Consider the following 23,422-nt stretch of genomic DNA (forward strand, 5'->3'; position numbering starts at 1 on the left):
GTCACAGCCCGCGAGCGGCGCGGGCTGTGACACACGGCTCAGTCCTCTGACGCGGGCTTCGCGGGCGCTGTCGTCGGCGCGACGGGAGTCCCCGTCAGCGCAGCCGTCGTGACACGACGGCGTGACCGTCCCTGTCCCGGAGCCTTGGGCTCGGGAAGCGCACTCAGAACCGAATCGAGAAGAAGGTCCTTCTCGGTCTTGGACGCGTTGGCGTTCTTTGCGGGGCCCGCGTTCTTGGCGGCGGAGTCCTGCCGCTTCTTGCGCTGCTTCTTCGGCCGCTCGACGGGAGCCTCCACGATCGGCGCCTGTTCGGCCGGCTCGTCGGGGTGATGGATCGTCGACGCCGCGATCTGCGCGAGCGCGGACTTCGCGCCTTCCGTGATGACATGCGTGCCGTTCGAACCGGCCGGCGGGTTCGAGCCGCCGCGCGAGCGACGTCCGCCCGATGCGCCGCCTGTCGTGCCGCGGTGCTTGACGACGGGGTCGTGGTGCACGATGACGCCGCGACCGGCGCACACATCGCACGCCTCGCTGAAAGTCTCCAGCAGTCCGAGGCCCAGCTTCTTGCGCGTCATCTGCACGAGGCCGAGCGACGTGACCTCGGCCACCTGGTGCTTCGTGCGGTCGCGACTCAGGCACTCGACGAGACGGCGCAGGACGAGGTCGCGGTTGGATTCGAGCACCATGTCGATGAAGTCGATCACGATGATGCCGCCGATGTCGCGCAAGCGCAGCTGACGGACGATCTCTTCGGCGGCTTCGAGGTTGTTCTTCGTGACGGTCTCTTCGAGGTTGCCGCCCGAGCCGACGAACTTTCCGGTGTTGACGTCGACGACCGTCATCGCCTCGGTGCGGTCGATGACGAGAGATCCGCCCGACGGCAGCCACACCTTGCGATCGAGAGCCTTCTCGATCTGCTCGGTGATGCGGTGCGCGTCGAACGGATCGACATCGTCTTCGTACGCCTCGACACGGTCGAGCAGGTCGGGTGCGACCGACTCGAGGTACTTCGTGATCGTCGCGTACGCCTCATCGCCCTGGATGAGCATGCGCGTGAAGTCCTCGTTGAAGACGTCGCGGACGATCTTCACCAGCAGATCGGGCTCCGAATGCAGCAGGGCCGGCGCCTGGATCGAATCGATCTGCCGTGAGACGTGCTCCCACTGGTTCGTGAGGCGCTGCACGTCGCGGGTGAGCTGCTCTTCGGTCGCTCCCTCGGCCGCCGTGCGCACGATCACGCCCGAGGACTCCGGCAGGACTTCCTTGAGGATCTTCTTCAGGCGGGCCCGCTCGGTGTCGGGCAGCTTGCGCGAGATGCCGTTCATCGCGCCGCCGGGAACGTACACGAGGTAGCGGCCGGGCAGCGAGATCTGGCTCGTGAGGCGTGCGCCCTTGTGGCCCACGGGGTCCTTCGTGACCTGCACGAGAACCTTGTCGCCGCTCTTGAGCGCGAGCTCGATACGGCGCGGCTGGTTGCCGGTCTCGACGGCATCCCAGTCGACCTCGCCCGAGTACAGCACGGCGTTGCGTCCGCGACCGATGTCGACGAATGCCGCTTCCATGCTCGGCAGCACGTTCTGCACGCGACCGAGGTAGACGTTGCCGATGAGGGATGCGTCCTGGTTGCGCGCGACATAGTGCTCGACGAGCACGTTGTCCTCGAGCACCGCGATCTGCACGCGGCCGTTCTTCGATCGCACGATCATCTCGCGGTCGACCGCCTCGCGGCGGGCGAGGAACTCGGCCTCGGTCACGACCGCGCGGCGGCGACCCGCTTCGCGGCCGTCACGACGACGCTGCTTCTTCGCTTCGAGACGGGTGGAACCCTTGATGCGCTGAGGCTCGGTGATGAGCTCGACGGCACGCTGACGGTGCGGCGCGGGGTGTTCGGCCTGCTCGTCGTCGCGCGGGTCTCCCCCGCGGCGACGCCCACGCCGACGGGAGCTCGACGACGACTGGTCGTCGTGGTGCGGACGCTCGTCCGGCAGGGCCGGCAGAGGCACGATCTCGGGCGCGTAGAAGTGCAGCGCCGTCGACACCGCGGAGACGAAGGTCTCGGGCAGCAGGCCGAGCGAGACGGCCGTGACGGGGCCGGACTGCTCCGGCTCGTCCGCGACCGCGCCGCCGGTCTCCGGCGAATCCGACCCGTCGTCGGACTCGTCCGACGCGGGTGCGCCGGCGTCGCCGGTGGGCGCCTCGCTGGCGGGGTCCGCGTCGTCACCGGCCGCAACGACGGCGGGCGGCGGCTCGGCATCGGTCGGCACGTCGATGTCGGGCCCCTCGAGTGCGACCGGAAGGCCGGTCACGTCAGGCGGAGCGGTCTCCGTCGTCGTCGGGGCGCTCGATTCGTCGCCGTCGGGGTGTTCTGAGGTGCTGTCATCAGCCATCACTGGCGTACTCCCTGCGGGGCGACACCGCGCGTCGCCCGGCGAAATCTCGTGCGGTGCCGCACCTGCGGTGCCGCGAACTCACTCGGTCTGCAGCCGGCTGTGCGCCCAGGCTGCGAAGGGCTGTCATCGCCCTGAAGTCTTCGATGATGCGGTGGCGGCGCGGCCGCGGCGCATCCGCATCATTATCGCACTTTCCCGGACCGAATGCTCACACATCGACGTGTGAAGACTTTCATGGCCCGCCCACGCCTCACCCATAGGCCATCTTTGCGATAATCCGAGGCATGCCCCCGTCTCAGACCCACACGCGCCCGACCGTCCTCGCGGTGTGGCTCATCATCGCCGGCGCGATCGGGTGGTGGGCAGCCTTTTCGCTCACCCTCGCGAAGCTCGACGGCCTCGCCAATCCCGGTGCAGCCGCCGCCTGCGACATCTCGGTGCTCGTGCAGTGCAGCGCCAACCTCGACGCGTGGCAGGGCAGGATCTTCGGCTTTCCGAACCCGTTGCTGGGGCTCGCCTGCTGGGTGGCACCGATCGCCGTCGGCGTCGCGATCCTCGCCCGCGCACGCTTCGCGCGATGGTTCTGGCTGCTGTTCTGGGCCGGCACCGCGTTCGCCTTCGGCTTCGTCATCTGGCTCATCGGCCAGAGCATCTACGCGCCGAACCTGCACACCCTGTGCCCGTGGTGCATGGTCACGTGGGCCGTCACGATCCCGACGTTCTATGTTGTGACGCTGCATGTGCTGCGCTCGGGAGTGCTCGCCGTGCCGGCCGGCGTGCGCCGGACTGCGGACAAGCTCATGGCGTGGGTGCCGCTGGCGACGATCCTCAGCTATGCGCTCGTGCTTCTGCTCGCGCAGATCGAGATGAATGCCGTCGTGAGCATTGTGAACTCGCTGTTCTGATCCGCGAAACCCCGCTCATCGAGTAGCGCGAAGCCCCCGACCGGTCATCGAGTAGCGCGGACCGCAAACCCCCGGTCATCGAGTAGCGCGAAGCGCGTATCGAGATGCGCGCTGCTACTCGATCTTGATACGAGCCGCATCAACGCTGCTGCGCAGCATTGATCCCGGGACGCGAGATCTCGATACGCTGCGCTCCGCGCTGCTACTCGATCTTGATACGAGCCGCATCAACGCTGCTGCGCAGCATTGATCCCGGGACGCGAGATCTCGATACGCTGCGCTTCGCGCTGCTACTCGATCTTGATACGAGCCGCATCAACGCTGCTGCGCAGCATTGATCCCGGGACGCGAGATCTCGATACGCTGCGCTTCGCGCTGCTACTCGATCTTGATACGAGCCGCATCAACGCTGCTGCGCAGCATTGATCCGTCTCGTATCAAAACCAGATGCTGAGTTCCCTCGCGGCGGAGTCGGGGCTGTCCGAGCCGTGCACGAGGTTCTGCTGCACCTTGAGGCCCCAGTCGCGGCCGAAGTCGCCGCGGACGGTTCCCGGGGCTGCCGTCGTCGGGTCGGTCGTGCCGGCGAGCGAGCGGAAGCCCTCGATGACGCGGTTGCCGGCGACACGGATCGCGACCGACGGACCCGACATCATGAAGTCCAGGAGCGGCTCGTAGAAGGGCTTGCCCTCGTGCTCGGCGTAGTGCCGCTCGAGACGGGCGCGGTCGGGCTCGACGAGGCGGATGTCGACGAGGGCGTAGCCCTTCGCCTCGATGCGGGCGAGGATCGCCCCGGTGAGCCCGCGGGCAACGCCGTCCGGCTTGATGAGGACGAGGGTCTCTTCCGTGGTCATGCGTGTTTCCATTCCGTTTGTCAGGCCTGGTCGGGCTGCTGCGCCTCGATCGCGGCGTTGCGCCGGTCGAGAGCCGCTCCCTTGATGGTGGCATAGCCGTACATGCCGCCGAAAATGAGCGCGACGATGATGAGCACGGGCTCGAGGAGCGCCCCGAGGGCGACGACGAGCTGCAGCAGCCAGCCGATCGCGATCCCCCACCGGTAGCGCACGAGACGACCCGTCAGGATCATGAGAACGGCCAGGGTCGTTCCCGCCACGACGCCCCACCACCGTTCGATGCCGTCGGGCAGCGTGTCCAGCCCGAAGATGACGAGCCCTCCCAGGAAGGCGATGACCGACTCGAAGGCGAGCACGATCGACGCGAGAGATTCCGCGGCGCCGCGGCGGCGGCGCGGCTGGGGTGTCTGCGTTCCCGTCATGATGTCCAACCCGACTTCCAGTCCTCGATCTCGGCGAGCGTGAGCGCTTCGCCGGCCAGCACGACCGAGCCCGTCACGACGACGGCACGACGATCGGATGCTGCGGCCCACTCTCGTGCCGCCTCCACTGCCGCGCTGAGGTCGTCATGGACCGTCACAGACAGGCCCGCCGCCTCGGCGACGTCGGCGATCGCGTCGGGTTCGGACGCACGTTCCGAGGCCGGCGCGGTCGCGAAGACATGGGTCGCGACATCCGAGAGCGCGGTGACGATTCCGCCCGCGTCCTTGTCGTCGAGCACGCCCAGCACGACGCCCCAGTCGTCGAAGTCGAACGATTCGCGCAGAGCCGTCGCGAGGGCCTGTGCACCGTGCGGATTGTGCGCCGCGTCGACCAGGACCGTCGGATGCGTGCCGGCGAGGTGCAGGCGTCCGGGTGAGGTCGTCTGGCCGAAGGCCTCGGCGAGCACGTCGCTCGAGATCGCACGGGTGGCACCGCCCAGGAGCGACTCGACAGCGGCGATCGCGAGAGATGCGTTGAAGCCCTGGTGCGAGCCGTACAGCGGCAGGTACTCGTCTTCGTAGACGCCCGCGAGGCCGCGTACCGAGATGAGCTGCCCGCCCACCGCGAGACGCTGCGAAACGAGCGCGAAGTCGTCTCCCTCGAACGAGATCGTGGCGCCCCGTGCCTCGGCCACGGCCTTGAGCACGGCTTCGACGGCGGGCTGCTGGCGTGCCGAGACGACCGCCGCGCTGTCCTTGATGATCCCGGCCTTGACGGTCGCGATCTCGGTGATGGTCTCGCCCAGACGATCGGCGTGATCGATGGCGATCGGGGTGAACACGGCGACGTCGCCGTCGGCCGTGTTGGTCGAGTCCCACGCGCCGCCCATGCCCACTTCGAGCACGAGCACGTCGATCGGCGCGTCCGAGAAGGCGACGAAGGCGAGCACGGTGAGCAGTTCGAAGAAGGTCAGCGCCGCGTCGCCGGCGGCGGCGAGTTCGGCGTCGACGATATCCACGAACGGCTCGATCTCGTCCCACGCGTCGGCGATCGCGGCATCCGAGATCGGCTCGCCGTCGATCGTGATCCGCTCGGTGAACCGCTCGAGGTGCGGACTCGTGAACAGGCCGGTGCGCAGGCCGTGCGCGCGCAGCAGGCTCTCGATGACGCGCGCCGTCGAGGTCTTTCCGTTCGTGCCGCTGATGTGCACGACGCGGTAGGTCTTCTGCGGATCGTCGAGCAGCTCGAGGACGCGAGCCGTGCGCTCGACCCGCGGCTGCACCCACTGCTCCCCCTGTCGCTGCAGCAGCGACTCGTAGACGGCGTCGGCGCGGTTACGGTCGTTCACTCGGCTGCCTCGATCCTCGTCACGGCGACCCAGAAGCCGCCTGCGTTCGCGTACTGACCGGTGCGCACGTATGCGACATGCTCCGGCGCGGCGCCGAACGCGCCCGCCTGCCATACCTCGATCGCGGCATCGGCCGGCACGTGCGCGTCCTCGCCCTCGAGCAGTAGCGCGTGGTCGAGGGCGAGCGTCTCCCCCGCGATGTCGGCGACGTCGAACGCTCCCGCGACGGCGTCTGCGTCTGCGGCGTCCTGGAAGAGCATCTGTAGACGGATGCGATCGCTGACATCGAATCCGGCGGCCTTGCGTGTGTCCTGCACGGCGCGGATGACGTCGCGCGCGAGACCCTCGGCCTCGAGCTCGGGCGTCGTCGTCGTGTCGAGCAGCACGAATCCGCCGCTCGGAAGAAGCGCAAGCGCCTCACCCTCGGGGCGTCCTGCCGTCTCGAGCACGAGGTCGTACTCACCCGGCTGCAGGGCCAAGCCCCCGGCGGTCACGGTGCCGTCCTCCTCGGACCAGTCGCCGGCCTTGGCCGCCTGGATCGCGCGCTGAACGTCTCTGCCCAGGCGCGGCCCGGCGGCCCGGGCGTTGACCGACAGACGATGGGTGATGCCGTACCCGGCTGCCGTGTCGTCGCGCTGGTCGACGAGCTCGACCGCCTTGACGTTCAGCTCGTCGCGGAGGATGTCGTCGAACTGTCCCAACGCGCCCGCGTCGGTCGCGACGACCGTCAGCATCGGCAGGGGCAGCCGAACGCGCTTGCCCTCGCGCTTACGGAGGGCGTTCGCGACGCTGGAGACTTCGCGCACCGCATCCATCGCGCTGCGGATGTCGGCGGCCTGCGGGAACAGGCCCGCATCGGGCCAGTCCTGCAGGTGGACGCTGCGTCCGCCGGTCAGCCCCTGCCACACCTGCTCGGCCACGAGCGGGATGAGCGGAGCCGCGACGCGGGTGAGCGTCTCGAGCACCGTGTAGAGCGTGTCGAACGCCTCGGTCCCTGAGCTTGCGCCCGCGGTCCCTGAGCTTGCACCCGCGGTCCCTGAGCTTGCACCCGCGGTCCCTGAGCTTGTACCCGCGGTCCCTGAGCTTGCGCCCGCGGTCCCTGAGCTTGTCGAAGGGTCGACCCCCACCCAGAAACGGTCGCGCGAGCGGCGGATGTACCAGTTCGTCAGCGCCTCGGCGAAGTCGCGCAGCTTCGCCGCCGCCGACGTCGAATCGAGACCCTCGAGATCAGCCGCGACTCCGCGCACGAGATCGCCCGTGAGAGCCAGGATGTACCGGTCGAGCACGTTCGTCGAGTCGGTGCGCCAGGTGGCTTCGTAACCGCCCGGCGCCGCCGCGTTGGCGTAGGTCGCGAAGAAGTACCACGTGCTCCACAGCGGCAGCATGAACTCCCGCACGGCGGCGCGGATGCCCTCCTCGGTGACGACGAGGTTTCCGCCGCGCAGCACCGAGCTGGACATGAGGAACCAGCGCATCGCGTCGGAGCCGTCGCGGTCGAAGACCTCGGACACGTCAGGGTAGTTCTTGAGCGACTTCGACATCTTGTACCCGTCGCTGCCCAGCACGATGCCGTGGCACGACACCCCCGTGAACGCGGGGCGATCGAACAGCGCCGTCGACAGGACGTGCATGACGTAGAACCAGCCACGCGTCTGGCCGATGTACTCGACGATGAAGTCCGCCGGGGCGTGCGAGTCGAACCACTCGCGGTTGTCGAACGGGTAGTGCACCTGCGCGTAGGGCATCGATCCGGAGTCGAACCACACGTCGAAGACGTCTTCGATGCGGCGCATCGTCGACCGCCCTGTCGGGTCGTCGGGGTTCGGGCGGGTCAGGTCGTCGATGTACGGCCGGTGCAGATCCACGTTGCCCTCGGGGTCACGAGGGAGACGTCCGAAGTCGCGCTCCATGTCGTCGAGGCTGCCGTACACGTCGACGCGCGGGTACGCCGCGTCGTCGCTCTTCCACACCGGAATGGGTGAGCCCCAGTACCGGTTGCGGCTGATCGACCAGTCGCGCGCACCCTCGAGCCACTTGCCGAACTGACCGTGCTTGACGTTCTCGGGCACCCACGTGATCTGCTCGTTGTTCGCGAGCATGCGGTCCTTGATGTCGGTCACGCGCACGAACCAGCTCGACACGGCACGGTAGATGAGAGGGTTGCGGCAGCGCCAGCAGTGCGGATACGAGTGCTCGTAGCTCGCGAGGCGCAGCAGCCGCCCGTTCTGACGCAGCAGGCGCACGAGCGGCGTGTTCGCGTCCATCCAGAGCTCGCCGGCGACATCCGTCGCATGCGGAAGGAAGCGCCCGCCGTCGTCGAGACTCATGATGAGCGGGATGCCGGCGGCCTCGGTCACCCGCTGGTCATCCTCACCGAAGGCCGGTGCCTGGTGCACGATGCCCGTGCCGTCCGAGGTCGTGACGTAGTCGTCGACGAGGATCCGCCAGGCGCGCTCGGTGCCCCAGGTGGCGGCATCCGCGTAGTAGTCGAAGAGACGGTCGTAGGCGACGTCCTCGAGCTCGGCGCCCAGGACGCTCTGCACGACGGCGTCCTGCGCCGCCTCAGCGGAATCGTAGCCGAGGTCCTTCGCGTAACCGGCGAGCAGCGGCTCGGCCAGCAGATAGCGGTGCGCCGTCGCCTCGAGCGGCTCGTCACCGGGCTGCACGTCGGCGGCGCCCGCGGGACCGCCGGGCACGACGACGTAGCGGATGTCGGGGCCGACCACGAGCGCGAGGTTCGTCGGCAGGGTCCAGGGGGTCGTCGTCCACGCGAGCGCCCGCACGCCCGTGAGGCCCAGGGCTTCGGCCTTCGCGCCGACGAGCGGGAAGGTCACGGTGACCGACGGGTCCTGGCGCATCTGGTAGACGTCGTCGTCCATGCGCAGCTCGTGCGCCGACAGCGGGGTCTCGTCGCGCCAGCAGTACGGCAGCACGCGGTGCCCCTCATAGGCGAGTCCCTTGTCGTGCAGCGTCTTGAAGGCCCAGAGCACGGACTCCATGTACGAGGGGTTGAGCGTCTTGTATCCGCGCTCGAAATCGACCCAGCGGGCCTGACGGGTGACGTAGTCCTCCCAGTCGCGCGTGTAGGCGAGCACCGATGACCGCGCCTTGTCGTTGAAGACGTCGATGCCCATGGCCTCGATCTCGGCCTTCTCGGTGATGCCGAGCTGCTTCATCGCCTCGAGCTCGGCCGGCAGGCCGTGCGTGTCCCAGCCGAAGACGCGATCGACCTTCTTGCCCCGCATCGTCTGGAAGCGCGGGAAGAGGTCCTTGGCATAGCCGGTCAGCAGGTGGCCGTAGTGCGGCAGGCCGTTGGCGAACGGCGGCCCGTCGTAGAAGACCCACTCGTCGGCGCCCTCACGGTTCTCGATCGACGCGCGGAAGGTGTCGTCGTCCTTCCAGAAGGCGAGCACGTCGCGCTCGATCTCGGGAAAGCGCGGGCTGGGCACGACCGCTGCGGGTCCGAAGGCACTCCCGCGGGTCCCTGGGCTTGTCGCGGTCCCTGAGCTCGTCGCGGTCCCTGAGCTCGTCGAAGGGTCGGAGCTTGCCGAAGGGCGGGGGTAGGTCATGGGTCTCTCGCAGGTGTCGTGGTCGCCGGTTCCTGCGAGGACGACCCTTCGGAAAGGACCGCGGTACCACCCCGCGTTGCCGTTGCCGGCCACTCTCACTGCGGCTGTCACGGGCCTGACCCGCTCGGTTCTACCGGGCTCGCGCCGTTCTTCCGAGAGCTCCCCGGTGATGGCCGGATCGATGCTGCTCAGGTGATTCTATCCGACCGCGCCGACGCCGCGACGAGCTCGATCGTGAAGGGATGCTGCGGCCGGTCGAAGACGTCGGTCGTCACCCCCCGCTCCACGACGCGGCCGTCCTTCATGACGAGGACATCGTCGGCCAGCCCTCGCACGACGGCGAGGTCGTGCGAGATGAGCACCGTCGTCAGCCTCAGCTCGCGCCGCAACCGCGCCAGCAGCTCGAGGACGCGCCGCTGCACCGAGACATCCAGCGCCGAGACGGGTTCGTCGAGCACGAGCACATCGGGCTGGGTCGCGAGGGCTCGGGCGATCGCCGCCCGCTGCCGCTGACCGCCCGAGAGCTGCCCCGGACGGCGCCCTGCCAGCTCGGGATCGAGTTCGACCAGCTGCAGCAGATCGGCCGTCCGTGCAGCGTGTCGTCCCGCGGGAACACCGCCCGCCGCGAGCGCTTCGCGCAGTGATCTGCCGATCGTCCAGCGCGGATCGAAGGCGGCGCGCGTGTCCTGATGCACGAGCTGGATGCGGGGGCGACGAGGCCTGCGGTCCTGCTCACGGGCCGGGTTCCATGGCGCGTCGTCGAAGCACACCGTGCCGCGGTCGGGCGTCTCGACGCCGAGCAGGAGCCGCGCGACGGTGGACTTGCCGGCGCCCGACTCGCCGACGATGCCGAGGGAGCGCCCGGCACGCACCGTGAAGGTCACATCGTCGACGGCGGTCGAGCCGCGAAAGGTCTTGTGCAGTCCGTCGGCCGCGAGCACGACAGCGCCCCCCGCGGGAGATTCGGCCGGCGGGATGGTCGTGCCGTCGACGAGTTCGCGGGTGTAGGGATGCTGGGGGTCGCGCAGCACCTGTGCTGCCGGACCCGTCTCGACGACCCGCCCGTTTCGCATGACGATGATCCGATCCGCGACGCGCGCGACGGCCGTGAGATCGTGACTGATCAGGAGCAGCCCGACGCCCTCGTCGACCAGCGAACGCAGCAGGCCCAGCACGCGTGCCTGCACGGTCGCGTCGAGTGCCGTCGTCGGTTCATCCGCCACGAGCACGCGGGGCGCAGCGGCGAGCGCAGAGGCGATGAGTGCACGCTGACGCAGACCGCCGGAGAGCTCATGCGGGCGCTGGCGCACACGGCGATCGGGATGCGGCATCCCGACCCGCAGCAGCAGCTCGTGCACGCGCTGCGCGCGCTGGCGACGGTCGAGGCGCGTGTGGATCTCGAGCGGCTCTGCGACCTCCGCGCCGATGCGGGCGAGCGGGTCGAGCGAGACGAGCGCGTCCTGCGAGACGAGCGCGATGCGGTCGCCGCGCACCTCGCGCCACGCGCGCTCACCCGCCCGGCGCAGGTCGACGCCGTCGATCTCGAGACGGTCGGCGCCCACACGGGCACCGGGGGGTGTCAACCCGAGCAGGGCGAGCGCCGTGAGCGACTTGCCGGCGCCGGACTCGCCGACCACCGCGACGCACTCCCCGGGCTCCACGGTCAGGTCGACGCCGTCGACCACCGTGCGCGGGCCGAACGAGATCCGCAGATTCCGCAGGTCGAGGGCGCTCATGCGGTGCGTCCTTCCGCCGCGGCGCGCAGCGTGCGTCCGACGATCGTCGCCGAGATCACCGTGAGGGTGATCGCGAGCCCCGGGAAGACGGCGATCCACCAGGCCTGAGCGAGCACGTTGCGCCCTCCCGAGAGCATGAGCCCCCACTCCGGCGTGGGCTCGAGCGGCCCGAGGCCGAGGAAGCTCAGCCCCGCCGCCGCGAGGATGCTCGTGCCGAACCCGATCGTCGCGATCACGCTGAGCGCGCCGAGCACGCCGGGCACCACGTGACGGAAGATGGCGACCGGGCGCCGCACACCGAGCAGCGCGGCGGCTTCGACGTGATCGGCCGCGAGGAGCGTACGCGTCTGTACGCGGGCCAGCCGGACGTAGACGGGGATGACGGCGATCGTGACGCCGATGGCGACGTTGACGGGACCGGGCCCGAGGACCGCGACGACGACGAGCGCGATCAGGAACTCGGGAAAGGCGAGGACGACGTCGAGCGCGCGTACGGCGACGGCATCGACGACGCGCGGTGCCGCACCGATCGCCGTGCCGACGACGAGGCCGACGATGAGCGCGACGCCCACCGCGATCGCGCCGATCGAGAGAGACGAGCGCGCGCCGTAGACGACTCTCGCGAAGATGTCCCGTCCGCTCTGGTCGGTGCCGAAGACGTGGTCCGGGCTCGGCGGCAGGAGGGCGGCGCGCACATCGGTCTGCAGCGGGTCGAACGGCGTGAACAGCGACGGCGCGATCGCCATCGCGATGAAGACGGCGAGCACAGCGCCCGCGGCGGTGAGTGCCACGACCTGACGACGGTTCACGGCATACCGCCCCTCGCGTGATCGGCGATGGCCGGTCGGCGCAGCCGAGGGTCGATGACCGCCGCCGTCAGCTCGACGACGATGTTGATCACGACGAACACGAGCGCGCTGAGCAGGATGATGCCGCCGATGACGGGCAGGTCGCGATCGGTGATCGCCACGAGGGTGACCCGGCCCAGCCCCGGCCGGCCGAACACCGTCTCGACCAGAACCGCACCGCCGAGCAGCGTGCCGACGAGATAGGCGGCGAGCGTGAGGGCCCCTGTGGCACCGTGCCGCAGCGTGTGCCGCAGCAGGAGTCTGCTCGGGCTCGCACCGCGTGCACGCACCGTGACGGCGAACGGCTGCCGCTCGGCGGCCTCGATGCCGTCGCGCAGCACCTGTCCGAGCAGGGCGGCCGTGGGCAGCGCCAGCGTGACGGCGGGCAGGACGAGGGATGCCGCGTTCCTCGACCCCGTGACGGGGAACCAGCCCAGCGTGAAGGCGAACACCGTGAGCAGGACGAGTCCGATCCAGAACACGGGAGAGGACAGGATGACCAGTTCGACACCGGCCACGACGATGCGCGCGGCGCGGCGACGCACCGTGATGGCGACCACGAGCGCGAGGACGAGTGCGATCAGGAGCGCGAGACCGGTGAGCTGCAGGGTGGGCAGCAGCTGCCTGCCGATGACATCGGCCACCGGCATCCGCAGTTGATAGGACTCCCCGAGGTCTCCGCGCAGCAGCCGGCCCATGTACTGGGCGTACTGCTGTGCGAGGGTCTGGTCCAGACCCAGCTCTCGACGGATGCCGTCCTTGACGGCATCCGAGACCTGGGCCTGCGGACCCAGCATGACGTCGACCGGATCCCCGGGGATGAGCCGCATCGCGACGAACGCCAGGGTCGCAGCTCCCCACAGGACGACGATCAGCCCCGCGAGCAGACCGCCGATCCGCGCGAGGACGCGCCCCGCCGGTCTCATTCCAGCGTGACGTCGTAGAACAGGGGCCGGCCGTAGAGGTCGTATGCGATTCCGCTGATCGCCGGCGAGACGGCCGTGATGGACGACGGCACGTACAGCGGCACGATCGCGGTGTACTCGGCGTTCCAGCGCTGCAGCTCGCGGTAGATCTCGGCGCGCTCGTCGACGTCACTCGTCGCGACGCCGCGGTCCAGGAGCGCATCGATGGCGGGATCGGACACCTGCGACGCGTTCTGGAAGCCGTCGGTGTGCAGATGGCTGCGCAGCAGATCGGGGTCGACTCCCGAGAAACCCCAGTCGGTGAGGTCGAAGGTCTTCGGGCCGTACTGCTCGTTGTACGCGCCCGGCTCCAGCACGTCGCGGACGAGCTCGAACCCGATCTCACGCAGGTCGGACTGGATCGCGTTCGCCAGCGCCGCGCGGTCGTCGGGCACGGGTGTCCAGGCGATCCAGCGGGCCGAAAGCCGCGCGTCGTCCTTCGTCCGGTAGCCGTCGGCGTCGCGTCCGGTCCAGCCGGCCGCGTCGAGCAGCTCGGCGGCCGCATCGGGATCGAACGCCCACGTCCCCTCGACGGCAGGCTCGTATCCCGGGGTCGTCGAGGCGAGGATGCTCCACGCGCGCGGATACTGCCCGAAGAAGACCTGTTCGACCGCGGGCTCGATGTCGATGCCCAGCGCGAACGCCTGGCGGACGCGCTCGTCGGCGAACACGCCGTACTGCTCGTTGAGGTAGAGCGAATACGGCAGGCCCGGCAGCTCGACGGAGTCGATCGTGAGCTCGTCGGGGAGATCGGCGATGACGCTCGGCGGCAGCTGGCTCGCGAGGTCGACCTCGCCGCTGCCGATGACACCCGCGCGCACGGCCGGCTCGGGCATGATGCTCACCCGCAGCGTCTCGATCTGCGGTGCGCCCTGCCCGTGGGGGCCCCACGTGTAGTCGGCGTTGCGCGTGTAGACGATCTCCTGATCGGGCGTGTAGTCGGTGAGCACGAAGGGGCCCGTCCCGATCGTGACGTCGGGCCCGCCGGCCGCGAGCCGCTCCGCGTCGGCAGCGAGCGCGGCCGGCGAGTAGAACCCGAGCTGTGCCGTGCTGGCGGCTTGGAGGAAGGGTGCATACGGCTGTGTGAACGAAACTCGCACGGTGTGGTCGTCGACGATCTCGGTGCCGGCGTAGAAATCCGCGCCGAGCATGGCCGCGGCTTGCGCGGACGCGGTGTCGGGGTCGACGATGCGATCGAAGTTGCCCTTGACCGCCGCCGCGTCGAAGGGCTCGCCATCGTGGAAGACGACATCGTCGCGCAGGTCGAAGGTGTACTGCAGACCGTCGTCAGAGATCTCCCAGTCCGCGGCGAGCCACGGTGAGAAGGAGCCGTCCGCGTTCTGGAAGACGAGCGAGTCGAGCACGACGCGCTGCACCATCGCCGAGACGTCGAGCTGGCTGGTCTGCGGGTCCATGTGTCCTGCGGACAGGTTCGCGCCCTCGATGGCCCAGACGACCTCACCGCCGGCGTCTTCCGTGTCTGCCTCGTCGCCCGATGCGCATGCGCTGAGAACGAGTGCAGCCGCGGCGGTGAGAGCGGCCGCACGCAGCAGGCGGGAGGCGGATGAGCGGTGGGTGAGCATGCGGAAACCTCGCTGGTGTCGGGACGTGAATACGCTAACGCACTTCTTGGACCCGGTTCACTATGCGGTGTCCGCCCGCGAGCGTGCGCTCGATAGAATCATCGGGCATCCCATACTCAGGCACGCTCACACGGTGCCGCACATACGGCGAGGAGACCTTCACATGTCCACGATCCCCGACAAGCCCGCTCTCGAAGGTCTCGAGTCGAAATGGGATGCCGCGTGGCAGGAGCGGGGCACGTACCTGTTCGACCGTGCCCGTGCCGCTGAGCGGGGCCGCGACGGTGTGTACTCGGTCGACACCCCTCCCCCGACGGCATCCGGATCGCTGCACATCGGGCACGTCTTCAGCTACACCCACACCGACGTCAAGGTGCGCTTCGAGCGCATGCGCGGCAAGACGGTGTTCTACCCGATGGGGTGGGACGACAACGGCCTGCCGACCGAGCGTCGCGTGCAGAACTATTACGGCGTGCGCTGCGACCCGTCGCTGCCTTACGACCACGAGTTCACGCCTCCGTTCCAGGGCGGCACCAACAAGAGCACGAAGGCCGCCGACCAGGTGCCGATCAGCCGCCGCAACTTCATCGAGCTGTGCGAGAGCCTCACGCTCGAAGATGAGAAGCAGTTCGAGGCGCTGTTCCGCCAGCTCGGCCTCAGCGTCGACTGGACGCAGACCTACCGCACGATCTCGGATGACACGATCCGCACGAGCCAGCTCGCCTTCCTGCGCAACATCGAGCGCGGCGAGGCGTACCAGGCTCTCGCCCCGACGCTGTGGGACATCGACTTCCGCTCCGCGATCGCACAGGCCGAGCTCGAAGACCGCGACCAGCCCGCGGCCTACCACCGAGTGGCGTTCCACAAGACCGACGGCTCGGGCGACGTGCACATCGAGACGACCCGTCCCGAGCTGCTCGCCGCCTGCGTCGCGCTCGTCGCGCACCCCGACGACGAGCGGTACCAGCCGCTGTTCGGCTCGACCGTGCGCACGCCCCTGTTCGACGTCGAAGTGCCGGTCCTCGCGCACCCGCTCGCCCAGAAGGACAAGGGCTCGGGCATCGCCATGATCTGCACCTTCGGCGATGTCACCGACATCATCTGGTGGCGCGAACTGGATCTGCCCAACCGCACGATCCTCGGCAAAGACGGCCGCGTCATCGCCGACGCACCCGATGTCATCGTGACGGATGCCGCCAAGGCGGCCTACGCCGAGATCGCGGGCAAGACCGTGTTCAGCGCCAAGAAGGCGATCGTCGACCTGCTGCGGGCCTCCGGCGACCTCGACGGCGAACCCAAGCCGTTCACGCACGCCGTGAAGTTCTTCGAGAAGGGCGACCGCCCGCTCGAGATCGTCTCGACGCGCCAGTGGTACGTCCGAAACGGTGCCCGCGACGAGGCGCTGCGCGAGAAGCTCATCGCTCTCGGTACCGGCATGGCGTGGCATCCCGATTTCATGCGCGTCCGCTACGAGAACTGGGTCGGCGGGCTCACGGGCGACTGGCTCGTCTCGCGTCAGCGCTTCTTCGGCGTGCCGATCCCGGTCTGGTACGCCCTCGATGAGAACGGCGAACGGGACTACGACCGCGTGCTGACCCCCGATCTCGCCTCGCTGCCGGTCGATCCGACGATCGACGTGCCGCCGGGGTACAGCGAGGACCAGCGCGGCGTCGCGGGCGGCTTCGACGCCGAGAAGGACATCTTCGACACGTGGGCGACCTCGTCGCTCACACCGCAGCTCGCGGGCGGCTGGCAGCGCGACGAGGAGCTGTGGAACCTCGTCGCCCCGTTCGATCTGCGCCCGCAGGGCCAGGACATCATCCGCACCTGGCTGTTCTCGACGATGCTGCGCAGTGCGCTGGAAGACGGTCGGTCCCCCTGGACGGATGCCGCGATCTCGGGCTTCATCGTCGACCCCGACCGCAAGAAGATGTCGAAGTCGAAGGGCAACGTCGTCACGCCCGCCGACATCCTCGACTCGCATGGCACCGACGCGGTGCGCTACTGGTCGGCGTCGAGCCGGCTCGGCGCCGATGCCGCCTTCGATCCGCAGAACCCGACGCAGGTCAAGATCGGGCGTCGCCTGGCGATCAAGGTGCTGAACGCGTCGAAGTTCGTGCTGTCGTTCCCCGTGCCCGAGGGCGCTGAGATCACGCACGCGGTCGACGCGTCGATGCTCGCGACTCTGGACGACGTCGTCCGCGAGGCCACGAAGGCGTTCGAGGGCTACGACCACGCGCGGGCGCTCGAACTCACCGAGTCGTTCTTCTGGACGTTCTGCGACGACTACCTCGAGCTCGTGAAGGAGCGCGCCTACAACCAGACCGACGTGGGCCAGCCGTCCGCCGCCCTCGCCTTGCGGATCGCGCTGTCGACGCTGCTGCGCCTGTTCGCCCCGGTCCTCGCGTTCGCCGCCGAGGAATCGTGGTCGTGGTTCAACGAAGGGTCCGTGCACAACGCGGAGTGGCCGCAGCCGCTCGGGATCGACGGCGACCCGGCCGTGCTCGCGGCCGTGAGTGCCGCACTGATCGGCGTTCGCCGCGCGAAGACCGAGGCGAAGGCCTCGCAGAAGACGGCGGTCGAGCAGCTGACGATCGCCGCTCCCGCGGCATCCCTCGATGCGATCCGATCGGCCGAAGGCGACCTCAAGGCCGTCGGGCGCATCGGCGAGATCGCCTACGCGGACGGCGATGAGCTCGTCGTGGGCGACGTCGTGCTCGTTCCTGCCGAGGAGGCCTGATGCAGCTCGGAACACGCTGGACCTCGGGTGACGAACCGCCTCGTTCGGTGCCCGACGCGCTCGTGCGCGGCATCCGCTCGGTCGACGAGGCGATCCCTGCCGACGACCTCGGCCAGCCGCGACCCCGCTGGACCCTCACGTGGGTCGAGGGGCGCCCCATCGCCGAACTCGACACGGGTGTCTTCGTGACGCTGGACGCGGCGGGTGAGCCCGTCGTCAGGTCCGATCCCGACGACGAGTTCGCCTGACGATCACGCCCGACGGTCAGGAGCGATCGGACGGCGTCATCGCGGCAGCATCCCGATGCCGCTGGCCGCTTGTGCGTCGGTGCGCCGGTCACTCGCGGCGATCTGCAGCGCGAGCGCGGCTCGACGAGCGGCAATCTGCGCGGGGAGCGCGGCTCCACGAGCGGCGCGTCGTGTCGCGCGCGTGCTCGCGACGCCTTCGAGTCTCGCAGCGAGGCCGAGCAGGAGACGCTCGAAGCGCGTCGGAGCGAGGTGGGAGCAGGGTGTGGGCATCGTGGTCATGACGGATCTGCCTCGTCGATGGGAAAGATGTCGGTGCGGATACTGAACAGCCGCACGCCGGGTCCGGTCTGGTCGCGGTACTTCTCGACGGTCTCATCGATGAGCTGCCGCACGCTGTCGGCGAGTTCGGTGAACTGCGCTTCGGTGAGGTTCGCGGTCGTCGACGTGAGCAGTGACTTCCACGTCTCGGGGTCGGCACGAAGACTCGCGTGCAGGTACGCCCGCAGCTGCTCTTCGCGCTGACGATAGAACTCGCCCACCACGACTTCGGTCGCCGCACGCCCGGCGGGCGTCTTCACGGTGCTCGGGTTCGTCATCGTGATCGAGCCCTGGGGTCGCTCCCACCACCGCTCGCGACCCGTGCCGTGTCCTTCGATCTCACGGATGAGGTCGTGCTTGGCGAGGGCGCGTAGGTGATAGCTCGTGGCACCGCTGGACTCCCCCAGTCGATCGGCCAAAGAGCTCGCCGTCTGCGGGCCGAACTGGCTGAGGATGTCGTAGATGCGCACGCGCAGCGGGTGAGCGAGGGCACGCAACGCACCGACGTCGAGCACGCGGTCGACGCGCTCGTGCGGTGCGGCATCCTTCATCTTCTCGACCATGTTTCGAGAGTAATGATGCAAAGAGGTCTTTGCAAGTGTCTCTTTGCAAAGACTCGCGGGCATTCTCGGCGTCCGGGCTATCGTTGAGCGCATGGCCTCTGACAATCCGCTGCTCTCGCCGTCTTCGCTCCCCTTCGGCCTGCCCGACTACGGGGCGATCAGACCCGAGCACTACCTCCCGGCCTTCGAGGAAGCCTTCGCGACGCATCGTGCCGAAATCGACGCGATCACACGCGTGCGCTCGATGCCGACCTTCGAGAACACGTTGGTGGCGCTCGAATCCAGTGGCGCACTGCTCGCCGACGTCGCCCACGCGTTCTACACGGTCTCCTCGGCCGACGCCACCGACGAGATCCAGCAGATCGAAGAGACGCTCGCTCCGCTCATGGCAGCCCACCAGGACGCGATCCAGCTCGACGCCCAGCTCTTCTGGCGCATCAGCACACTGCACGACGACCTGGACGATCTCGACCTCACGCCCGAGCAGCGCTATCTCGTCGAGCGGCGCTACCGCGAGATGTCGCGCGCCGGAGCGGGGCTCGACAACGAAGCGAAGGCTCGGCTCACCGAGATCAACACGCGGCTGTCGGTGCTCACGACGATCTTCGAGAAGAATCTCCTCGCCGATACCAACGACCTCGCCGTCGTCTTCGACAACGCAGAAGAGCTCGCGGGCCTGAGCGAAGGAGAGCTGTCGGCCGCGGCGCGGACCGCGCGCGATCGGGGGCTCGAGGGTGCGTACGTCGTGACGCTGCCCCTGTTCACGGGTCACCCCTACCTCGCTTCGCTCACCGACCGCGAGTCCCGGCGCCGGATCATGGAGGCCTCCCGTGCACGCGGATGCCGCGGCAACGAGCACGACAACAGTGATGTGCTCCGGGAGATCGTCGCCCTGCGCGCCGAGCGTGCCCGGCTGCTCGGCTTCGAGACGCACGCCGAGTATGTGACCTCGGACGAGACCGCCGGCTCCCCCGCCGCCGTGCACGACCTGCTGCGAAGCCTCGCGATGCCCGCCGCACGCAACGCGAGGCGGGAGCGCGCCGACCTGCAGGCGATCATCGCCGACGGGCCCGAGCCGTTCGCTCTGGAAGCGCACGACTGGGCGTTCTATACCGAGCGTGTGCGAGCCGCACGGTACGACCTCGACACGGCGGCTCTGCGCCCGTGGTTCGAAGCGGAGCGCGTGCTGCACGAGGGCGTCTTCCGCGCGGCCACCGAGCTGTACGGCGTCACGTTCGTGGAGCGCCACGACGTGCGGGCCTACCACCCCGAGGCGCGGGTGTTCGAGGTGCACGACACCGACGGCTCGGTGCTCGGGCTGTACGTCCTCGACCTCTATACGCGCGACACCAAGCGCGGCGGTGCGTGGATGAACTCGATCGTGCTCCAGTCCCGCTTGCGCGGCACGGCGCCCATCGTCGTGAACAACCTCAATGTCTCGCAGCCGTCGCCCGGCGAGCCCACGCTGCTCACCCTCGACGAGGTGACGACCCTCTTCCACGAGTTCGGTCACGCACTGCACGGGCTGTTCGCGACGGTGACCTATCCGCACTTCGCGGGAACGAACGTCTTCCGCGACTTCGTCGAGTTCCCCAGCCAGGTCAACGAGATGTGGATCTACTGGCCCCAGATCCTGGCGTCCTACGCGCGGCACATCGACACCGACGAGCCGTTGCCCGCCGATGCGGTCGACAAGCTCACGACCTCGGGCACGTTCAACCAGGGCTTCGCGACGAGCGAATACCTCGCGGCAGCCTGGATCGATCAGGCCTGGCACTCGCTCACGCCCGAGCAGGCCGCCGAGATCGGTGACATCTCCGCCTTCGAGCAGGCCGCTCTCGCCGACATCGGACTCGGCCTGCCGGAGATCCCCCCGCGGTACTCCTCCGCGTACTTCGCGCACATCTTCGCGGGCGGATACAGCGCCGGGTACTACTCGTACATCTGGAGCGAAGTGCTCGACGCCGACACCGTCGAATGGTTCCGCGAGAACGGCGGCCTCACCCGCGCCAACGGCGACCGGTTCCGTGAGCGCCTGCTGGGCGTCGGCGGTTCGAAGGACCCGCTCGAGGCGTACCGCGACTTCCGTGGCCGCGACGCGCGGATCGAGCCGTTGCTCGAACGGCGCGGTCTCACCACTTGACGTGGCGACACCCGTGGGTCAGGCGCTCTTGCGCTTCTCTCGCAGCACGAGCGTGGGGGTCGCTCCGTCTTCGACGGCGGCGCGCGTGATGACGACCTTGTCGATGTCGTCGGTCGAGGGGATCTCGAACATGATCGGACCGAGCACGTCCTCGAGGATCGCACGGAGTCCGCGTGCGCCCGTCTTGCGTGCTACGGCGAGGTCGGCGATCGCCTCGAGCGCCTCGACATCGAACTCGAGGGTCGCGTCGTCGAGTTCGAACATGCGCTGATACTGCTTGACGAGCGCGTTCTTGGGCTCGGTGAGGATCTCCATGAGCGCCGCTCGATCCAACGGGGTGACGGATGCCACGACGGGGAGCCGCCCGATGAACTCGGGAATGAGCCCGAACTTGTGCAGATCCTCGGGCTGGACCTCGCTGAACAGCGTGAGGTCGTCGCCCTTGTTGTGCAGCGGGGCGCCGAAGCCGACACCGTGCTTGCCGACGCGCGCCGAGATGATCTCTTCGAGCCCGGCGAATGCGCCCGCGACGATGAAGAGCACGTTCGTCGTGTCGATCTGGATGAACTCCTGGTGCGGGTGCTTGCGCCCGCCCTGCGGCGGCACGGACGCGACGGTGCCCTCGAGGATCTTCAGCAGCGCCTGCTGGACGCCCTCCCCCGACACATCGCGCGTGATCGAGGGGTTCTCGGCCTTGCGCGCGATCTTGTCGACCTCGTCGATGTAGATGATGCCCGTCTCGGCGCGCTTCGTATCGAAGTCGGCCGCCTGCAGCAGCTTGAGCAGGATGTTCTCGACGTCTTCACCGACATAGCCGGCCTCGGTGAGAGCCGTCGCATCGGCGACCGCGAACGGAACATTCAGGCGCTTCGCGAGCGTCTGCGCGAGGTAGGTCTTGCCGCAGCCGGTCGGACCGAGGAGCAGGATGTTGCTCTTGGCGATCTCGATCTCTTCGGCGCGCTGCTCTGCGGACTGCAGCGTGCCGTGGGCCCGCACGCGCTTGTAGTGGTTGTAGACCGCGACGGACAGAGCGCGCTTGGCGTCTTCCTGCCCGACGACGTACTCCTCGAGGAAGTCGAAGATCTCGCGGGGCTTCGGCAGATCGAAGTCGGACACGACGCCCGACGAGGACTCCGCCATGCGCTCTTCGATGATCTCGTTGCACAGCTCGACGCACTCGTCGCAGATGTAGACGCCGGGGCCCGCGATGAGCTGCTGCACCTGTTTCTGGCTCTTTCCGCAGAAAGAGCACTTGAACAGGTCGGCGCTCTCACCGATGCGTGCCATGACGCTCCTCCTCTGTCGGACCGATTCCGGCCGTTCTCCGAGCCTAACCGCAAGGTAGGACATGACGCGGGATTGCTACGCGGCAAATGGAAGCCCGCACCGACGACGCAGCCCCGCCGCCCGAATCTTCCGGACGGCGGGGCTGCGTGGCATCCCCTAGCTCGTGATGGCGGCCTGACCGCGCTTGCGAGTCGTGAGCACCTGGTCGACGAGGCCGTACGTGAGAGCCTCTTCGGCCGAAAGGATCTTGTCGCGATCGATGTCCTTGTGCACCTCTTCGACGGGCTTGTTCGAGTGGTGCGCGAGCGTCGCCTCGAGCCACGTCCGCATGCGCATGATCTCCTGCGCCTGGATCTCGATGTCCGAGGCCTGGCCGTGCCCCGCCTCACCCATCGCAGGCTGGTGGATCAGGATGCGCGCGTTCGGCAGCGCGAGCCGCTTGCCGGGTGCACCCGCGGCGAGCAGCACGGCCGCGGCGGAGGCGGCCTGACCCAGCACGACGGTCTGGATCTGCGGCGAGACGTACTGCATCGTGTCGTAGATCGCCGTCATGGCCGTGAACGACCCACCGGGCGAGTTGATGTACATGATGATGTCGCGGTCAGGATCCTGCGACTCGAGCACGAGCAGCTGCGCCATGACATCGTCGGCCGACGCATCGTCGACCTGCACGCCGAGGAAGATGACGCGGTCCTCGAAGAGCTTGTTGTACGGGTCTTGACGCTTGTAGCCGTAGGCCGTGCGCTCTTCGAACTGAGGCAGGACGTAGCGGCTGCTGGGCATGTGAAGTCCCTGCGGGATGCCGACAGTCGGGGTGTGCATTCGGTTTCTCTCTTTCGCCGTCAGCCGGGTCAGTTCGCGGTTCCGCCGCCGCCGATGACGTCGGTGGCCGATTCGCGGATGTGGTCGACGAAGCCGTACTCGAGCGCTTCGTCGGCACGGAACCAGCGGTCGCGGTCGCCGTCGGCGTTGATCTGCTCGACCGTCTTGCCGGTCTGGGCCGCCGTGATCTCGGCGAGTCGCTTCTTCATGTCGAGGATCAGCTGCGCCTGCGTCTGGATGTCGCTCGCCGTTCCGCCGAAGCCGCCGTGCGGCTGGTGCAGCAGGACGCGGGCGTTGGGCGTGATGTAGCGCTTGCCCTTCGTGCCGGCGGTCAGCAGCAGCTGGCCCATCGACGCCGCCATGCCGATGCCCACCGTCACGATGTCGTTGGGCACGAATTGCATCGTGTCGTAGATCGCCATACCGGCGGTGATCGAGCCGCCCGGCGAGTTGATGTAGAGGTAGATGTCCTTCTCGGAGTCCTCGGCGGCGAGCAGCAGGATCTTCGCACAGATCTCGTTGGCGTTCTCATCGCGCACCTCCGACCCCAGCCAGATGATGCGGTCCTTCAGCAGCCTGTCGAAGACGCTCGTCGCGACAAGTGGTTCGGCCATGTGACACTCCTGATTCCGTGGTCGTCGCATCGAATCTACCGGCGCGCCGCCGGCGACCCGCGCGTGTTC

18 protein-coding genes are annotated in these 23,422 nt (G+C 68.5%); 4 read left to right on the top strand and 14 right to left on the bottom strand.

Annotation, left to right across the window (positions count from 1 at the left end; genetic code table 11):
- Positions 1–38: 38 nt before the first annotated feature.
- Positions 39–2,387: an Rne/Rng family ribonuclease gene (locus ACFC3F_RS05595; RefSeq protein WP_376127474.1), complete on the bottom strand. Its 2,349-nt coding sequence runs from the start codon at positions 2,385–2,387 to the stop codon at positions 39–41.
- Positions 2,388–2,674: 287 nt separating this feature from the next.
- On the opposite strand from ACFC3F_RS05595, the gene ACFC3F_RS05600 reads away from it, so the two are divergent.
- On the top strand, positions 2,675–3,295 hold the full coding sequence (locus ACFC3F_RS05600; RefSeq protein ID WP_376127476.1) for a vitamin K epoxide reductase family protein: 621 nt from the start codon (positions 2,675–2,677) through the stop codon (positions 3,293–3,295).
- Between the two features lie 437 nt (positions 3,296–3,732).
- On the opposite strand, the gene ndk is transcribed toward ACFC3F_RS05600, so the two are convergent.
- The 8 genes from ndk to ACFC3F_RS05640 form a co-directional block, all read right to left on the bottom strand.
- A complete protein-coding gene (ndk, locus tag ACFC3F_RS05605; RefSeq protein ID WP_376127478.1) occupies positions 3,733–4,146 on the bottom strand; it encodes a nucleoside-diphosphate kinase in 414 nt (137 codons plus the stop codon).
- A gap of 20 nt (positions 4,147–4,166) precedes the next feature.
- Positions 4,167–4,568, bottom strand: a complete 402-nt coding sequence (locus ACFC3F_RS05610) for a DUF4233 domain-containing protein (protein WP_376127479.1) — start codon at positions 4,566–4,568, stop codon at positions 4,167–4,169.
- Complete coding sequence (locus ACFC3F_RS05615) at positions 4,565–5,917, bottom strand: bifunctional folylpolyglutamate synthase/dihydrofolate synthase (protein WP_376127481.1); 1,353 nt, start codon at positions 5,915–5,917, stop codon at positions 4,565–4,567. Before ACFC3F_RS05615 ends, ACFC3F_RS05610 begins: the two co-directional genes overlap by 4 nt.
- Positions 5,914–9,486, bottom strand: a complete 3,573-nt coding sequence (ileS, locus tag ACFC3F_RS05620) for an isoleucine--tRNA ligase (RefSeq protein ID WP_376127483.1) — start codon at positions 9,484–9,486, stop codon at positions 5,914–5,916. The genes ACFC3F_RS05615 and ileS overlap by 4 nt, the downstream gene beginning before the upstream one ends.
- A gap of 188 nt (positions 9,487–9,674) precedes the next feature.
- A complete protein-coding gene (locus tag ACFC3F_RS05625; RefSeq protein WP_376127485.1) occupies positions 9,675–11,222 on the bottom strand; it encodes a dipeptide ABC transporter ATP-binding protein in 1,548 nt (515 codons plus the stop codon).
- A complete protein-coding gene (locus ACFC3F_RS05630) occupies positions 11,219–12,031 on the bottom strand; it encodes an ABC transporter permease (RefSeq protein ID WP_376127487.1) in 813 nt (270 codons plus the stop codon). Before ACFC3F_RS05630 ends, ACFC3F_RS05625 begins: the two co-directional genes overlap by 4 nt.
- Positions 12,028–12,996, bottom strand: a complete 969-nt coding sequence (locus tag ACFC3F_RS05635; protein ID WP_376127489.1) for an ABC transporter permease — start codon at positions 12,994–12,996, stop codon at positions 12,028–12,030. The genes ACFC3F_RS05630 and ACFC3F_RS05635 overlap by 4 nt, the downstream gene beginning before the upstream one ends.
- Entirely contained in the window at positions 12,993–14,618 is a 1,626-nt protein-coding gene (locus ACFC3F_RS05640) for an ABC transporter substrate-binding protein (protein WP_376127491.1), read from the bottom strand. The genes ACFC3F_RS05635 and ACFC3F_RS05640 overlap by 4 nt, the downstream gene beginning before the upstream one ends.
- Before the next feature lie 163 nt (positions 14,619–14,781).
- Between ACFC3F_RS05640 and valS the strand changes: the two genes are divergently transcribed.
- Entirely contained in the window at positions 14,782–17,358 is a 2,577-nt protein-coding gene (gene valS / locus ACFC3F_RS05645; protein WP_376127493.1) for a valine--tRNA ligase, read from the top strand.
- Positions 17,358–17,606, top strand: a complete 249-nt coding sequence (locus tag ACFC3F_RS05650; RefSeq protein WP_376127495.1) for a hypothetical protein — start codon at positions 17,358–17,360, stop codon at positions 17,604–17,606. Before valS ends, ACFC3F_RS05650 begins: the two co-directional genes overlap by 1 nt.
- A 36-nt stretch (positions 17,607–17,642) precedes the next feature.
- On the opposite strand, the gene ACFC3F_RS05655 is transcribed toward ACFC3F_RS05650, so the two are convergent.
- Positions 17,643–17,885 carry a hypothetical protein gene (locus ACFC3F_RS05655; RefSeq protein WP_376127497.1) on the bottom strand — a complete coding sequence of 81 codons (243 nt, stop codon included), beginning with the start codon at positions 17,883–17,885 and terminating at the stop codon, positions 17,643–17,645.
- Complete coding sequence (locus ACFC3F_RS05660) at positions 17,882–18,487, bottom strand: ArsR/SmtB family transcription factor (protein WP_376127499.1); 606 nt, start codon at positions 18,485–18,487, stop codon at positions 17,882–17,884. The genes ACFC3F_RS05655 and ACFC3F_RS05660 overlap by 4 nt, the downstream gene beginning before the upstream one ends.
- 91 nt (positions 18,488–18,578) lie before the next feature.
- On the opposite strand from ACFC3F_RS05660, the gene ACFC3F_RS05665 reads away from it, so the two are divergent.
- On the top strand, positions 18,579–20,630 hold the full coding sequence (locus ACFC3F_RS05665; protein ID WP_376127501.1) for a M3 family metallopeptidase: 2,052 nt from the start codon (positions 18,579–18,581) through the stop codon (positions 20,628–20,630).
- 18 nt (positions 20,631–20,648) lie between these two features.
- Here the strand turns inward: ACFC3F_RS05665 and clpX are convergent, their stop codons facing one another.
- From clpX to ACFC3F_RS05680, 3 genes are all read right to left on the bottom strand, one after another.
- On the bottom strand, positions 20,649–21,917 hold the full coding sequence (gene clpX, locus ACFC3F_RS05670) for an ATP-dependent Clp protease ATP-binding subunit ClpX (RefSeq protein ID WP_376127503.1): 1,269 nt from the start codon (positions 21,915–21,917) through the stop codon (positions 20,649–20,651).
- A gap of 156 nt (positions 21,918–22,073) precedes the next feature.
- On the bottom strand, positions 22,074–22,739 hold the full coding sequence (locus ACFC3F_RS05675; RefSeq protein ID WP_376127504.1) for an ATP-dependent Clp protease proteolytic subunit: 666 nt from the start codon (positions 22,737–22,739) through the stop codon (positions 22,074–22,076).
- A gap of 29 nt (positions 22,740–22,768) precedes the next feature.
- Positions 22,769–23,353 (bottom strand): ATP-dependent Clp protease proteolytic subunit, encoded by a 585-nt coding sequence (locus ACFC3F_RS05680; protein ID WP_376127506.1) that lies wholly within the window; start codon positions 23,351–23,353, stop codon positions 22,769–22,771.
- Positions 23,354–23,422: the final 69 nt, after the last annotated feature.

The organism is Microbacterium sp. NPDC055910 (assembly GCF_042271185.1).
Classification (GTDB): Bacteria; Actinomycetota; Actinomycetes; order Actinomycetales; family Microbacteriaceae; genus Microbacterium.

Excerpts from the sequence above, each read along its gene's own strand:
- ileS (WP_376127483.1), bottom strand. The coding sequence starts at position 9,486 with ATGACCTACCCCCGCCCTTCGGCAAGCTCCGACCCTTCGACGAGCTCA.
- ACFC3F_RS05660 (WP_376127499.1), bottom strand. The coding sequence starts at position 18,487 with ATGGTCGAGAAGATGAAGGATGCCGCACCGCACGAGCGCGTCGACCGC.
- ACFC3F_RS05625 (WP_376127485.1), bottom strand. The coding sequence starts at position 11,222 with ATGAGCGCCCTCGACCTGCGGAATCTGCGGATCTCGTTCGGCCCGCGC.
- ACFC3F_RS05600 (WP_376127476.1), top strand. The coding sequence starts at position 2,675 with ATGCCCCCGTCTCAGACCCACACGCGCCCGACCGTCCTCGCGGTGTGG.
- ACFC3F_RS05675 (WP_376127504.1), bottom strand. The coding sequence starts at position 22,739 with ATGCACACCCCGACTGTCGGCATCCCGCAGGGACTTCACATGCCCAGC.
- ACFC3F_RS05655 (WP_376127497.1), bottom strand. The coding sequence starts at position 17,885 with ATGACCACGATGCCCACACCCTGCTCCCACCTCGCTCCGACGCGCTTC.
- ndk (WP_376127478.1), bottom strand. The coding sequence starts at position 4,146 with ATGACCACGGAAGAGACCCTCGTCCTCATCAAGCCGGACGGCGTTGCC.
- ACFC3F_RS05665 (WP_376127501.1), top strand. The coding sequence starts at position 18,579 with ATGGCCTCTGACAATCCGCTGCTCTCGCCGTCTTCGCTCCCCTTCGGC.
- ACFC3F_RS05640 (WP_376127491.1), bottom strand. The coding sequence starts at position 14,618 with ATGCTCACCCACCGCTCATCCGCCTCCCGCCTGCTGCGTGCGGCCGCT.
- ACFC3F_RS05680 (WP_376127506.1), bottom strand. The coding sequence starts at position 23,353 with ATGGCCGAACCACTTGTCGCGACGAGCGTCTTCGACAGGCTGCTGAAG.
- ACFC3F_RS05610 (WP_376127479.1), bottom strand. The coding sequence starts at position 4,568 with ATGACGGGAACGCAGACACCCCAGCCGCGCCGCCGCCGCGGCGCCGCG.
- ACFC3F_RS05635 (WP_376127489.1), bottom strand. The coding sequence starts at position 12,996 with ATGAGACCGGCGGGGCGCGTCCTCGCGCGGATCGGCGGTCTGCTCGCG.
- ACFC3F_RS05595 (WP_376127474.1), bottom strand. The coding sequence starts at position 2,387 with ATGGCTGATGACAGCACCTCAGAACACCCCGACGGCGACGAATCGAGC.
- ACFC3F_RS05650 (WP_376127495.1), top strand. The coding sequence starts at position 17,358 with ATGCAGCTCGGAACACGCTGGACCTCGGGTGACGAACCGCCTCGTTCG.
- clpX (WP_376127503.1), bottom strand. The coding sequence starts at position 21,917 with ATGGCACGCATCGGTGAGAGCGCCGACCTGTTCAAGTGCTCTTTCTGC.
- valS (WP_376127493.1), top strand. The coding sequence starts at position 14,782 with ATGTCCACGATCCCCGACAAGCCCGCTCTCGAAGGTCTCGAGTCGAAA.